We start from the raw sequence: 14006 nt of genomic DNA, 5'->3' as shown, positions 1-14006 counted from the left end.
GTTCAGTTCGCCGACGGGTCGGCAGGAAACGTCGCAGCGAAGGCGGTGTGGCCGCCCTGTCGCAGCAGCACCTCGCGCCACAGCCGGGACGGGTCGGCGCTGAACGGATCAGCTGCCTCCGCATCGACCACGAACCACGCTCCCCGAGTGACCTCCGCTTCGAGCTGACCCGACTCCCATCCGGAGTGACCAGCGAAGATGCGCAGCGCAGCAATCTCTGGCACGACCACGGTCGGCGGCGCGTCGAGGTCGACGAGCCCGACCCCGCGGAAGAGTCGTTTGAGGCCGAGCGATTCGTCGTCGCCCGGCATGGAGACCAACCCGAGGGCCGAGTCGAGGCCGACCGGCCCACCCTGGAAGAGCGCGCCCGGCGCCGAAACGTGGTCCTGCCACCCCGGCAACACCGCATCGACATCGGCGTCGAGCGGCCGGTTGAGGACGACCCCGTGGGCGCCGTCATCGTCGTGGTGCAGCAGCAGGACGACCGACCGGTCGAACACGTCCTCCTCGTCGGTCTCCTCGGCCGCGCGCGGCACTGCCACGAGCAGGCGGCCGGTGAGGTTCTCCATCCGACCATTGTCGCAGCGCTGGCCGGCACCGGCGAACTTGCCCACTCCGGCGTACAGACGAAAGGAGGGTTCCTCGAGCAAAGAAGGGTGAATCACCCTCCTCAGCTCGAAGAACCCTCCTCCGAGTCCCGGTTAACCCGGGATTGGATCAGTAACGCTCGCGCGAACCGCCGTAGTTGCTCCGGCCGCGACCGCCGCCGTAGCCGCCGCCACCCTGACGACCGCCGCCACCCTGACGACCGCCGCCGTACGAGCGACCACCGCCCTGGCGGCCACGGCCACGGCCGCGGTTCGGCACCAAGATGTCCTGCAGGTCGTCGTCGGTGATCGGCGCGCCGGTCGGGGTGGAGCCACCGGTGCTGGCGATGATCTCGTCGCCCGGTTCAGCACGCTGCAGTTCGACGCCGGCACCGGCATCGTTCAGCAGACGCTGCATGGTGCGGCGCTGGTGCGGGAGCACAAGGGAGACAACGACGCCCTCTTCACCCGCACGGGCCGTACGACCGGCACGGTGGGTGTAGTCCTTGGCATCGGCCGGCGGGTCGATCTGCAACACGACGCCCACGTCATCGACGTGGATACCGCGAGCGGCAACGTCGGTTGCGACCAACACGGGAACACGGCCCTCGCGGAACGCAGTCAACACCCGGTTGCGCTGGCTCTGGTTGAGACCACCGTGCAGCGCAGCAGCGAGCACGCCACTGTCACGCAGCTCACCGGCGACGCGGTCGGCGCCGAGCTTGGTGCGGGCGAACACGACCGTACGGCCGGGGCGGTTGGCCACCTCGGCGGTCACCGTCTTCTTGTCCTGCGGGTTGATCAGCAGGGCGTGGTGGGACATCGTCGTCACGGCCGCGCCGGCGTCGTCGGTCTCGTGGACCACCGGGTCGGTGAGGTACTTCTCAACGACGGTGTCGATGCCGCGGTCCAGCGTCGCGGAGAACAACAGACGCTGCCCGTCGCGCGGAACCAGGTCGAGGATCTCGCTGATGGCCTCGAGGAAGCCCATCTCGGCCATGTGGTCGGCCTCGTCCAGAACCATGATCTCGACGCGGGACAGGTCGGCCGCACCGCGGTCGATCAGGTCCTTGAGCCGGCCCGGGGTGGCGATCAACATGTCGACGCCGCGCTCCAGCGCCTGCAGCTGGGGCTCGTACGGCATGCCGCCGGCGACCAGCTTGTGGCGCAGACCGATGACGTGAACCAGCGGCTGCAACGCGTCGCTGACCTGCATGGCCAGCTCACGGGTCGGCACCATCACGATCGAGCGCGGCTGGTTGGCGCGCGCCTTGCCGCCCTTGGCCAGGCGGGTCAACGCCGGCAGGCCGAAGGAGAGCGTCTTGCCGGAACCGGTGCGGCCACGGCCGAGCACGTCGCGACCAGCAAGGGCGTCCGGGATGGTCGCAGTCTGGATCGGGAACGGGGTGGTGATGCCGTCACGGGCCAACCGGGCGACGAGCACCTCGGGCAGGCCGAGATCAGCAAAGCCGTTGCCGGTCAGCTCGATCGGCGCATCGGTCGTGACCTCCGCAGCGTCATCGGTGCGCTCGGTCCAACCGAAGGCCTCGTTGGTCGGCTCGAGATCGCGCTCGAAGCCACCGTCAACAGTCGGCTCGCCCTGGTCGTGGCGCGGGCCACGGTCATCGCGGCGCTCGAAGCTGCGTCCACCGGAACGGTTGTCGCGGTTGAAGCCGCCACCACCACGGTTGTCGCGGTTGTATCCGCCACCACCACGGTTGTCGCGGTTGTATCCGCCACGGCTCTCGGGACGGCTCTCGCGGTCACCATCGAAACGACGCGGGGCGCGGTCGTCGCGGTTGAAGCCGCCACCACCACGGTTGTCGCGGTTGTATCCGCCACCACCACGGTTGTCGCGGTTGTATCCGCCACGGCTCTCGGGACGGCTCTCGCGGTCACCGTCAAAACGACGGGGGCCACGGTCGTCACGGTTGAAGCCGCCACCGCGGTTGTCCCGGTTGTCGGAACGGTTGTCGCGGTTGTATCCGCCACGGTTGTCGCGGTCACCATCAAAGCGGCGCGGGGCGCGGTCGTCGCGGTTGTATCCGCCACGGGTGTCGCGGTCACCATCAAAACGGCGCGGGGCGCGGTCGTCGCGGTTGTATCCGCCACCACGGCTGTCACGGTCGCCGGAACGGTTGTCGCGGTTGAAACCGCCACGGTTGTCGGGACGGTTGTCGGGACGGTTGTCGGAGCGCTCGGCGCGGCCGTAGCCACGACGCTCGCCGCCACGGTCGTCGCGACGGTCGGCGCCACGCGGGCTGTCCCCGTCACGGCGGTTGTCACGACGGCTGTCGCCGCCTTCGAAGGAACGCGGGCCACGGTCGTAGCCACGATTGTCACCACGGTCCGGTCCACGACCATTGCGGTCGTCGCGACGGTCGCGGTCGAAGCTGCGGCCACGCTCACTGGAGGGGCGACGCACCTCGGAACGGCGGGCTTCGGTCTTCTGCGTACGGGTCCAGCGGACTTTTTTACCGCCGGAGGCAGCGTTGTTCTTGGGGGGCATGAATGCCTCTTTCTTCGTCGTGGCATCGCAAGGCGGCGCAATCGGCGCGCTCGCAAGGTGGGTCCGCAGCTCTGATGTCTGGGAACAGTGATGCCGGAGATCTCGGCGCCCACGAAACGAAGGTAAGAAAATGAACGCAAGATCGGTGAATGGTTTGTCCACTCTAGCGGCCACCACCCCATCCTTCGAAATCGAAGCAGCCTCGAGCCTGGTGACATCGCCCACATTCGGCCGGTCCGCTGCCGATCCGCGCAGGGGCGGCAACCGCCCAGCGGAGTGCCCTCTTGAGCGCTCGCTCAAACGAGCGTATGGTGCCGATTGAGCAACTGCTCAATATCTCAGGAGGCGAAATGAGATCAACCAACTACTGGCTGTTCGGGCTGTGGATCCTGGTCGGCAGCTGCGGCATGCTCACCCTGCTCGGCGCGTTCACTATCGGCATCTACTTCGCTCCACTGGCCGTCATCCTCTTCACACTCGCGACGATTCTCAGTGTCCGCCGACCGGGGCGGGTGCATTCGACCCTCGGCGTGCTGCTGCCACTGCCCTGGGCCTTCGTTCTCGTGGCGTCCTTCGCCGCGCCGGTGCCCGAATTCATCGGACTCGTCGCGATGGCTGCGCTCGCATCGGCGGCTCTCGGTGTCGCCTTCGGCGTCTGCGAAGGTCGGCGCATGTCGGGCCTCCTGGCGTGAACGACACCCGCAGCCGGCTGATCGCCGCAACGATCGAGTTGATCCGAGCTCAGGGTCTCGCGGCTGTGTCAGCGCGCTCGGTCGGCCGGGTTGCCGAGGCGAATCAGGCGCTGGTCTTCTACCACTTCGGCACCCTTGGCTCATTGATCGAGTCGGCCTACGACGCCGCCGTCCTCGAAGCAACTGCTACCTACGCTGACGAGCTCGCAGCAGCCACCGGCGTCGGCGATCTGCTGGCGATCGCACAGCGGATCCGCGCCGCCGAACAGGGCCGCGGGAACGTTCAGTTGATGGCCCAACTGCTCGCCGGTGCCCAACACGACACCGCTCTCCAGGCAGTGGCCGAACGATCGGTCGAGGTCTGGGCTGCCGCGGTGGAGCCGGCCGTACGCCGCACGCTCGCCGAGGGGGTGCTGCAGGACCTCGTCGACCCCGAGGCGCTCACTCGGTTGGTGTGTTCGGCCCTCATCGGGTTCGAGCTCTACAACGGCGTCGACCCCGAACGCGCGGATGGCGCATTCGGGGCCTTGGCCGATCTCGCCGCACTCGCCGAGGTGATCGACGACCTGCCGGCACCCGCCGTACGAGCGGTGCGCAGCGGGCTGCGGCGGCGACTCAGTCGTCGGTAGGTTCGCCGCCGCGTTCGGCGCGGGCCGCCTGCTCAACGGCGCGAGCGACCACAGTCGAAATGTCGGGCTGGAAAACGCTCGGCACGATGTAGGCCGGGTTCAATTCGTCAGCTGACACGACGTCCGCAAGGGCCTCAGCCGCGGCGAGCATGATCGCATCAGAGATGCCGTTGGCCTGTGCATCGATCAGGCCACGGAACACACCCGGGAAGACCAGCACGTTGTTGATCTGGTTGGCGAAGTCACTGCGGCCGGTCGCCACAACGGTGGCGTGCTGAGCCGCGGCAGACGGGTCGACCTCAGGCTGCGGGTTAGCCAGCGCGAAGACGATCGCATCGTCGTTCATCGTCGCGATGTCGTCGCCGTCGAGCAGGTTGGGAGCCGAGACACCGATGAAGACGTCGGCGCCGCCGATCACGTCCTTGAGGGTTCCAGACAGGCCACGCTGGTTGGTGTTGTTGGCCACCCAGGACAGGAACTGGTCGTCACCCTCGACGATGTCGGCCCGGTCTCGCGTGACCACACCGTTGATGTCGGACACCACGACGTCCTTGGCGCCGGCGTGCAACAGCAGCCGGGTGATCGCGGTGCCGGCGGCGCCTGCACCGGACTGGACGATCCGCACCTCACTCAGTTCCTTGCCGACCACTCGCAAGGCGTTGCGCAAGGCAGCCAGCACCACGATCGCGGTGCCGTGCTGGTCGTCGTGGAACACCGGAATGTCGAGTTCCTCGCGCAGGCGACGTTCGATATCGAAACAGCGCGGGGCTGCGATGTCCTCCAGGTTGATCCCGGCGAAGACAGGCGCGATGGCCTTCACCGTCCGAACAATCTCGTCCGGGTCCTTGGTGTCGAGGCAGATCGGGAACGCATCGATGTCGGCGAACCGCTTGAACAACGCCGCTTTGCCCTCCATGACCGGCATGGCGGCCAACGGGCCGATATCGCCCAGACCCAGAACAGCGGTTCCGTCAGTGACGACAGCGATCGTGTTGCGCTTGATCGTCAGACGCCGGGCGTCTTCAGGGTTGTCATGGATCGCCATGCAGACCCGCGCCACGCCCGGGGTGTAGATCATCGACAAGTCATCCCGGTTGCGGATCGGCTGCTTGGAACGGATCTCGATCTTTCCGCCAAGGTGGGCTAGGAACGTGCGGTCGCTGACCTTGTGGACCACGACACCCTCGACACCACGCATGGCTTCGACGATCTGGTCGGCGTGGTCGCTGTCATGCGGAGCGACCGTCACGTCGATCCTGAGGCGGTTGTGGTCGGAGGATGTGATGTCGAGGCCGGTGATCAGGCCGCCGGTGCGTTCGATCACCCCGGTGAGTTCGCTGATCGCCGTCGCGCGACCGGGAAGTTCAAGGCGGACGGTGATCGAGTTGGAGACCGAGGGAATCGCTGTCATGGCACTTTCATACCGCGTTCCGATCCGACTGCGGCAACTGGCTCCCCGTGCAAGGGTGGAAACATGAGACAGCACCCACCCGGAGTCACCGTCGTAGGCAATGCATCTGTAGCTATCGCTACGACACACGTTCGTCTGTCGATCGCGGTCGAATCGCTCGCTGCGACCGCCGCGCCAGCTCTCGACGACAACGCGGTGGCGGCCCGTCGATTGCTGGAGAGCGTCTCGACGGCCGGCGTCCCCGACGCTCGCGTCCGCACCCTAGGTCTGACCCTCGACGCGCATTGGGGCGACGGACAGGTGATCACCGGCTACGTCGCGCGTCAGCGGTTTGCCATCGCAGCGGCCGACGTCGCGACCGTGTCGAATTTGCTGAACGATCTCAGCAGCGTGCTCGGCGACCGATTGCGGGTCGAGGGCGTCGAGATGGTGCAAGAGCACTCCCCCGAGGCAGTCCGCGCCGCCGAACATGCGGCGTACGAGGATGCGGCCGTCCGTGCCGCGGCGCTCGCGGCCGACGCCGGGCGGGCACTAGGGCAGGTGGCCTCGGTGAGCGTGGAGTCTGGCGAGAGTGGCGGCGGTCCGGGACCGCGCGCGATGGCCGCAGCGAAGGCGTCGATGGCTCCTGGCGAAGGATCGCTAAGCGCAAACGTTCGGGTCACCTGGGAATGGGAGTGACCTGCACAACGTGACGTGTCCGGGAGTGGTGGAGGTGGCGGGAATCGAACCCGCGTCCGCCAACCGTGAGAAGGGACTTCTCCGGGCGCAGTGCGCTATGGATTTTCTTGGCCCCAGGGCTCGCGCGCACACGTTCCCTGACAGGCCCAGTCGAGTAAGAGTCCCGCGTCGTCCCTCGACATGACGACGCAGCAAGTTCTCTAGCTGACGCCAGACACTGAGTCGAGAACTACCTCAGGCTGACGGACTTCGGAGCTCGCTCAGGCGGCGAGGGCGAAGTCGGTGCGCGTGTTGTTGGCACCTATTAGTTTGCACGGATCGTTAACGAGATAACCGTGCATCCTCGGCCCGCTTCTTCCTTGACGGCGATCGACGTCGAAACCGATCACCCCCGTGGGGTGGACACGTCACGCTGTGCAGTTGTCAACCAGTGGATCCTAACGACACAACCGGGTCACTCGCGACTTCATTCCGCGGTCGCGCGCCGCGCGGCACTGCCGCGCACCGCCGAATCAGCTGAAATCGGGTCGCAACGGGTAGGCCGCGACACCGTCGCCGTCCAGCTTCTGCCCCAGAATCTGGTGGAGCTGAATGTTGTTGTGTTCAAACCCGATCGACGACCCGGCGAGGTAGAGACCCCACACCCGGGCGGTGCCGATGTCGGAAAGCTTCACGCATTCGTTCCAGTTGGCCGAGAGGTTTCGCGCCCAGGCCCGTGTGGTGCGCGCGTAGTGCTCGCGCAGATCCTCCAGGTGACGCACTTCGAAGCCCGCCTGCTGCATCATCAACACCAGCAGACCGGCCGGCGCCAGTTCCCCGTCGGGGAATACGTAGCGGTTGATGAACCCGCCCTTGGCCATCCCGGTGCGGTTCGCGTCGGCGTAGGTGATGCAGTGGTTGAGCAGCCGCCCGCCCGGCTTCAGCTTCGCGTAGAGCGACCCGAAGTAGGCCGGGTAGTTCTTCACCCCGATGTGTTCGGTCAGCCCGATCGAGCTGATCGCGTCGAAGTCGCCCTCGGCAACGTCGCGGTAGTCGCTGAACCGAATCTCCGCACGATCGCTGAGCCCCTCGCGCTCCAGCCAGGCCTGGCCGTACGACGCCTGTTCCGCCGACAGCGTGGCGCCGATCGCGGTGACGCCGTAGTGCTTGACCGCGTGGCGCACCATCCCACCCCAGCCGCAACCGACGTCCAGCAGGCGCATGCCCGGCTCCAACCCGAGCTTGCGACAAACGAGGTCGAACTTGGCTTCCTGGGCCTGCTCGAGGCTCGCCTGATCACTCGGGTAGACAGCGCAGGTGTAGGCCATCGACGGGCCGAGCACCAGTTCGTAGAAGGCGTTGCTGACGTCGTAGTGGTACTTGATGGCCTCGGCGTCGCGCCCGCGGGAGTGACGCGCTCCAGACAAGATCCGGCGCCACTGCGCCGGCCGCTCCTGCGGCGGGAGCTCCGGCGGAGCGAACGCCTTCAGGCCCAACGAAGGCAACATCTTCGCCACATCCGCTGGCTTGGCCTTCAGCGGCTGGAAGTCGCCCAGGAAGTTGCTCAGGAAGTCGTAGGGGTCGCCCGGATCCATGCCGTCGATGCCCAGGTCACCCATGATGTAGGCGCGGGCAAGGCCCAACTCCCCCGGCGCCGTGACCAAATAGCGCATCGCGCGCTCGGTGCGCAGGTCGACCTCGAACTGCGCTTTGGGGTTGCCGCCCCGCGACCCGTCATAGGCCTTCACCCGGAAGGGCACGTCGGTGCCGAGCAGGGTGTCCGAGATCTGAGCGATCGATGCGTGCGCCGTGTTCGTCATCGGCGTTCCACCACCTTCGTGTAGAGGTCGGGCAACCGTCCGGCCGGGTCGTAGCGCTGTTTGAGTTCCGCGTAGGCCTCGCCGCCGTACATGCTGGCGAAGTCCGCGCGGGAGTAATAGGCGTCGCTGTAGAGCGACTTGTGGCCGTCGTGGTCGGCAACGACTCGCTCGATAAGCTTGTTGGTGTCGCCGTCGTGGCCGCCCTCGGGGATCTCGACGGTGCCCCAGAAGCCGACATTCACGTAGGGCTCACCGGGCCGCATCGGATACAACGGCCACGGGACATCGCCCGCACCCTGCTCACGAACGGCCATGGGGCACAACCAGATCGGTCGCATGTCAATGGTGTCGAGGAACCAGGCCAGGAAGTCGGCGGTGCGGTTCAGCGGCACCTCGACGTCCTGCACCACTCGCTCGCGCGGCGGCTTGCCGCGTCGCGCGTCAAGGCTGGTCATCCAGCCGTGGCGGTTCTCGAAACGGATCAGCTTGCCGTAGGTCTCGCTGCGCAGGTAGCGGTTCGGGACGACCCTGCGCACCAGCGGCCGCTGCACCCCCAGCGCTTTGCTGCACCAGAACCAGTCGGTGTCCCAGCGCCACAGATAGTCGTGGATGGTGAGGTAGTCCTCGGCCTTCTCGCGCAGCGAGAGGTAGAACGGTGAGGAGAGGTATTCCGAGGTCTGCGGCGCTTGCGCGACCTTCTGCCCGAGCACCAACACCAAATCGTCGCGCTCGAAGGCGACGCCGTCGACAAAGTCGACCGGCTCCCCTGCGTACGACCCCGTGATGGCCTCGGCCATCGCATCGACGAACGCGGTGATGCTGGTGAAGCGCATGTTGCGCAGGCGTACGAAGGGCTTCACCGGCTCGAGCTCGACCCGCAGCCGCACCGAATAACCCAGCGAGCCATACGAATTGGGGAATCCGCGGAACAGGTCGGGGTTCTGATCGCGGCTTGCGGTGATGACCTCGCCGTCACCGGTCAACACATCGAGGTCGAGGACCGATTCATGGGGCAGCCCGTTGCGGAAGGAACTGCTTTCGATGCCCAGACCCGTCACGGCCCCACCGAGGGTGATGGTGCGCAGCTGCGGAACCACCAGCGGCATCAGGCCGTGCAGCAGCGTCGCGTCCACAATCGTTTCGTAGGTCGCCATGCCCTGGACCTGCGCGATGCGGGCATCGGGGTCGATGTCGATCACCGAACCCAGCGCGCTGACGTCCAGACCCTTGGAGCCGGTTGCCTGGCGCGGCCGGAACAGATTCGAGGTCCTCTTCGCGAGCCGAATGGGCGCGGCGTCGGGCATCGATCGAAGCTGCTCCTGCAGTGCGGCAACAGCCCGCTGATGGGCTGCTTCGCCGATCGGCGTCGCGCCAGATTGCTGCACCGACCGCCTCCCAATATTGATAGTTGCGCTCACCATTCAATTCTCCCACTCGATCCACGGCCGCCGATCAGCCGGGTCACCAACTGCTCGAACCGCCGCCGCCGCCACCGCCGCCGGAGAACCCGCCGCCGCCGCTGAACCCGCCACCACCGAAGGCAGAACCGCCCGAGGAACCCGGAGTCGCGGCGAAGGTTCCGGCCGCGATCGTGCCGAAGTCGTCGAGGCTGTCCCCGATGCCACCGAACCCGCCGAAGTCACCGTTGAGCGGGATATACCAGGTCGGCATCAGCAACGGACTGCCCGCAGCCTCAGCCGCCGCGGCCACCTGAGCGAACTTCCCCGCCCACTCCCGAGCGATCCCAAAGACGACGGCGTACGGCATATAGCGGCTGAACAGGTCGGCCGCCTCGTCGAACTTGATCTGGTTCGCCTCTGCAGTCACGAGGTATTGCTTGAAGCCCAGGGACTGCGCGGTGACGGCAGCACCGGCCGCTGTGCGCGAGGCCATCCGCCGCCCCATGAACATCACGATGAGTCCGGCCAGAACGAGGCCGATCGGCAGCCCGATCGCCGCGAACGCAATCTGCGGCAGAACGAAGAAGCCGAGGACGGCCGCGCCGATGAACAGCATCCCGAGGAACTGGAAACGGGTGCGGACCGCCTGCGGCGAACTGCGGAACCAGCCGCGCTGCACCGTCTCGGTATACATCTGGTCCTGCGCGCGAGTCATCCAGGACTTCAGGTGATTGCGCAGCTCGGAAAGCATCACCGGTGTTCCGAACTGGAAGATGCCATCCCAGAGGGTGCGCTCGTAGGGCAACAAGTCGTCGGCCCCCGGTTGACGCGCGACCGCAAGCTCCCAGTCCGAGCGCTTGAAGACGTTGCCCGACTCGACCTGACGCATGGTCAGGTGGCCGCGGATCGCTAGGTCCACGATCGTGGCCGACAGGTCAACCAGCCCGGCGTCCTCGTCGATGACGGTGCCCATCAGCCCAGGCCGGATGCCCTGCGGGGGCTGGAACTGAACGGCGATGATCTGCTTCCCGCCGCGTACGACGGTGGCGTCTTGGCCCGGCGCGGGCTCGAGGCCGGGGGTCACCCCTGCGTAGCGCTCGTCGCGCCCGCGCTTCCAGAACGCGACGCCCATGGCGCTCGCGGCCACCAGCGGCAGGCCGACCCCGGCGCCAACGCCCACCGCGCCGAGCGCTCGGGAGGTGTCGGGTGACAGGCCGTCGTTGCGGCTCCCCCACGAGTTGTCCGAACTGTCGGTGGACCCCGCATCGACCAAATCAGGTGCGGTGTCTGTGAAAGCGGTCGCCGGCATCTCCGCGGCGATCGTCACCTGTTGGTTCGCCGGCAAGGCGCTCGCGGAATAGTGGGCAGTCGCGCCAGGCGAGGAGGTGCAGGTGCGGTCGGAGGTCGTGACCCCGAAGAAACAAACCGCCCGTGAACTCGCTGCCGGCCCGGTCACCGTGGCGCTGTAGGAGTCGATCGGCACGTCGTTCTGGTCACCGGTGGAGTTCCAGTAGAACTCCACCGTGTCTGCGGACTGCGCATTCACCACATGGCCCAATGTGTAGTGCAGAACGTAGGTCTGAACTCCGCTGACCGTGCGGTTCGGGTCGCCGATCCGGATGACACTGGAAGCCCCTTGATCGCTCACCGAAGTCTGCGCGGGGGCACCCGACGGGCTGGTCACCGACACACCGCTCAGTGCGTAGCGGCGGGCTTTGCTGGGGTCTGGCGAATATCCCTGCTCGGTCACCAGCATTCGCTGCAGACCGTGGGAGCCACTGCCGAGGAACTGGTATTTCAACGTCTCCGTCACCTGCACAGAGCCGTCGGCTTTGACCGCATAGGCGGCATCCCAACTCAGATACCGCTCACCGTCGGCCGCCCGCGCCATCGACACCGGTCCGAAGACCAGCAGCAGGGACCACGTCAGAGCCGCAAGGGCCGCCCAGGCACGTCGCATGCTGTGAGCTTATGCGCCGGCGCCCTCGCTGGGGAGGTGAGCTGGCAGCAGCGCGGCGGCAACAAAGGTCACGGCTGCCAGGACGACCATCGACCAACCCGCCACAGGCGCTCCCCCATCGGTCACGGTGAATCCACACGGCACCACCAGGACGTTCCACACCAGAGTGGGGGTACGGGCGGCGGAGCGACGATGGATGAGGAACCACGCAAGTGCCCCACAAAACGCCGCCAACGCCCATAACGTCACACCGAACGAAATCGACCGACCTGTGGCGTCAACCATTGAAATGACACCGATAAAGACCAGGGCCAGCGTCTGAAATGCCATAAACACAGCGGCAATGACCCATGGTCGACGGTGGCCGGGCCGTTCAATATCCGACAATGAACAACCTCGCGCATCTGTCAATGTGACGAAGGGAACACCTTCGAAACGAAAAGATTCGGTCAAAACCCTTGTGCCACACGGCCGCGTCTGTGAATCTAGAACGTCGGTGGTCCGACCATGATTATCCACGTGCGCGACTCTTCGCGCCGAGCACCCTCATCGGACCGCCACCCGACCCACTGGACGTTCGAAGGAGCACGACCACTATGGATTGGCGCAACCGCGCTGCTTGCCTCGAAGAGGACCCCGAGCTGTTCTTCCCGATCGGAAACACCGGGCCCGCGCTGCAGCAGATCGAGGACGCCAAAGCCGTTTGTCGTCGCTGCGAGGTCATCGATACCTGCTTGAAGTGGGCTATCGAGACCGGTCAGGACGCTGGCGTCTGGGGCGGGCTGTCTGAGGACGAACGTCGGGCCATGAAGCGTCGAAACGCGCGCGCTCGTCGAGCCGGCTAACACCTCATCCCACCGCCCGCGGGATATCCCGCAACAGGGCGCTGAACCGTACGGCTGTCCCTCGGGGCAGCCGTTCCCATGTGATCTCCCCCCGCAGGTCGGACACCAGCGATCGGACGATCTGCACCCCGAGGCCACCGTCTTGGGGCGTGAATCCCGCCGGCAACCCGGTTCCGTCGTCGGTGACCGACACGTGCAAGGAGTCACCGGTGGTCGCCGACTCACGGCGAACGGCCACGACCACCTCGCCGGAGGCCCGAGCCGCCAGTCCGTGTTCGACCGCGTTCTGACACAACTCGGCCAACACCATCGCCAACGCAGTCGCGTCCTCCGAGCAGAGCGTGCCGAACGACCCCTCGAGCCGGCCGCGCACCACGGCGCCGGATCTGTTGCCCAGTTCGAGCGAGGCTTGCAGAGTGCGTCCGGCGATCCCGTCGAACTCCAGATGGTCGTCCAGTCGCGAACTGAGCGTCTCGTGGACGGCGGCGATCGTCGCAACACGGCGTACGGCGTCGTTCAGGGCCGCCCGCCCGCGCTCATCATCGATCCGCCGAGCTTGCAGGCGCAACACCGCCGCGACGGTCTGCAGGTTGTTCTTCACCCGGTGGTGGATCTCCCGGATGGTGACGTCTTTGGTCTCCAATTCCCGCTCTCGGCGGCGCAATTCGCTCACGTCGCGAGCCAGCAGCACCGCGCCGAGATTGCGCCCATCGTCGAGCAGCGGGATCGAACGGAACACCACCGTCGCCGAGCGGGTCTGCACCTCGCACCGTTCCGCCGCGCGGCCGAGCAACACCTGCGTCAACTCCTGGTCGACCGGTCCACGCGGATGCAACAGAGTTCGTACGACCGAAGCGAGGTTCGCACCAATCAGGTCGCCGTCGAACCCGAGGCGGTGAATGGCCGACACCCCGTTGGGGCTGGCGTAGGTGACTTTGCCGAGGGCATCGATCCGCAAGACCCCGTCACCGACCCGCGGGGCGCCGCGATACCCGGCTCCGTCGCCGTCCTGCGGGAAGCTGCCGGCGCAGATCATCCGGCAGAGCGCGTCGGCCGTGGCCAGGTAGGTGACCTCCAACCGACTCGGGGTACGCATCGAGGCGAGGTTGGTGTGGCGGGTCATCACGGCGACGACCCGTCCCCCTCGGACCACCGGGATCGCCTCTTCACGAACCGGCGTATCCCCGCGCCAAACGGTCTGTCCGGCTCGGACGATCCGGCGGTCGTCATAGGCCTGCTGCACCGTTCGCGAGCGGGCCGACACGATCGGGTCACCGACGAGGTCCTCGCTGAACACCCCGACACCGGTGGTCGGTCGGGCGTGAGCAGCGGCAACCCAAACACCATCGCGGCCACGCACCCACAACACGAGGTCGGCGAACGACAGGTCGGAGATCAGTTGCCAGTCGCCCACCAACAGGTGGAGCCAGTCGGCATCGACGGCGTCCACCTGGTGGCTGCGCATGACGTCACTCATCGTGGGCACCCTCGAAGGA

The 14006-nt window shown here is 66.6% G+C and carries 12 protein-coding genes and 1 other RNA gene; 4 read left to right on the top strand and 9 right to left on the bottom strand.

What is annotated here, in order from left to right:
• Window positions 1-2 precede the first annotated feature (2 nt).
• On the bottom strand, window positions 3-569 hold the full coding sequence (locus ACYU98_RS01440; protein WP_460466395.1) for a YqgE/AlgH family protein: 567 nt from the start codon (window positions 567-569) through the stop codon (window positions 3-5).
• 148 nt (window positions 570-717) lie between these two features.
• Window positions 718-3096: a DEAD/DEAH box helicase gene (locus ACYU98_RS01435; RefSeq protein ID WP_460466394.1), complete on the bottom strand. Its 2379-nt coding sequence runs from the start codon at window positions 3094-3096 to the stop codon at window positions 718-720.
• Window positions 3097-3446: 350 nt separating this feature from the next.
• Between ACYU98_RS01435 and ACYU98_RS01430 the strand changes: the two genes are divergently transcribed.
• Together ACYU98_RS01430 and ACYU98_RS01425 are read left to right on the top strand one after the other, a co-directional pair.
• Window positions 3447-3788, top strand: a complete 342-nt coding sequence (locus ACYU98_RS01430; RefSeq protein WP_460466393.1) for a hypothetical protein — start codon at window positions 3447-3449, stop codon at window positions 3786-3788.
• Complete coding sequence (locus ACYU98_RS01425) at window positions 3785-4417, top strand: TetR/AcrR family transcriptional regulator (RefSeq protein ID WP_460466392.1); 633 nt, start codon at window positions 3785-3787, stop codon at window positions 4415-4417. Before ACYU98_RS01430 ends, ACYU98_RS01425 begins: the two co-directional genes overlap by 4 nt.
• Here the strand turns inward: ACYU98_RS01425 and ACYU98_RS01420 are convergent.
• Window positions 4404-5828, bottom strand: coding sequence for a malic enzyme-like NAD(P)-binding protein (locus ACYU98_RS01420; RefSeq protein WP_460466391.1), 1425 nt, complete (start codon window positions 5826-5828; stop codon window positions 4404-4406). The genes ACYU98_RS01425 and ACYU98_RS01420 overlap by 14 nt on opposite strands.
• Window positions 5829-5891: 63 nt before the next feature.
• Here ACYU98_RS01420 and ACYU98_RS01415 point away from each other — a divergent pair, with 63 nt between their 5' ends.
• Window positions 5892-6506, top strand: a complete 615-nt coding sequence (locus ACYU98_RS01415) for an SIMPL domain-containing protein (RefSeq protein ID WP_460466390.1) — start codon at window positions 5892-5894, stop codon at window positions 6504-6506.
• 26 nt (window positions 6507-6532) lie between these two features.
• Here ACYU98_RS01415 and ssrA read toward each other — a convergent pair.
• The 5 genes from ssrA to ACYU98_RS01390 form a co-directional block, all read right to left on the bottom strand.
• Window positions 6533-6899: a transfer-messenger RNA gene (ssrA, locus tag ACYU98_RS01410) on the bottom strand.
• Between the two features lie 119 nt (window positions 6900-7018).
• Window positions 7019-8305, bottom strand: coding sequence for a class I SAM-dependent methyltransferase (locus ACYU98_RS01405; RefSeq protein WP_460466389.1), 1287 nt, complete (start codon window positions 8303-8305; stop codon window positions 7019-7021).
• Window positions 8302-9690: an FAD-binding oxidoreductase gene (locus tag ACYU98_RS01400; protein WP_460466388.1), complete on the bottom strand. Its 1389-nt coding sequence runs from the start codon at window positions 9688-9690 to the stop codon at window positions 8302-8304. Before ACYU98_RS01400 ends, ACYU98_RS01405 begins: the two co-directional genes overlap by 4 nt.
• Window positions 9691-9766: 76 nt before the next feature.
• Complete coding sequence (locus ACYU98_RS01395) at window positions 9767-11665, bottom strand: DUF2207 domain-containing protein (protein WP_460466387.1); 1899 nt, start codon at window positions 11663-11665, stop codon at window positions 9767-9769.
• A 9-nt stretch (window positions 11666-11674) separates the two neighbouring features.
• Window positions 11675-12118, bottom strand: a complete 444-nt coding sequence (locus ACYU98_RS01390; RefSeq protein WP_460466386.1) for a hypothetical protein — start codon at window positions 12116-12118, stop codon at window positions 11675-11677.
• Window positions 12119-12261: 143 nt separating this feature from the next.
• Here ACYU98_RS01390 and ACYU98_RS01385 point away from each other — a divergent pair, with 143 nt between their 5' ends.
• The gene (locus tag ACYU98_RS01385; RefSeq protein ID WP_460466385.1) at window positions 12262-12510 is read left to right on the top strand and encodes a WhiB family transcriptional regulator; all 249 of its coding nucleotides are present in this window, start codon (window positions 12262-12264) and stop codon (window positions 12508-12510) included.
• A 4-nt stretch (window positions 12511-12514) separates the two neighbouring features.
• Here the strand turns inward: ACYU98_RS01385 and ACYU98_RS01380 are convergent, their stop codons facing one another.
• The gene (locus ACYU98_RS01380; RefSeq protein ID WP_460466384.1) at window positions 12515-13987 is read right to left on the bottom strand and encodes a sensor histidine kinase; all 1473 of its coding nucleotides are present in this window, start codon (window positions 13985-13987) and stop codon (window positions 12515-12517) included.
• Between the last annotated feature and the right edge of the window lie 19 nt (window positions 13988-14006).

The organism is Calidifontibacter terrae (assembly GCF_054778835.1).
Note: the sequence above shows the minus strand (reverse complement) of the source record. Positions and strands in the feature narration are given on the sequence as shown.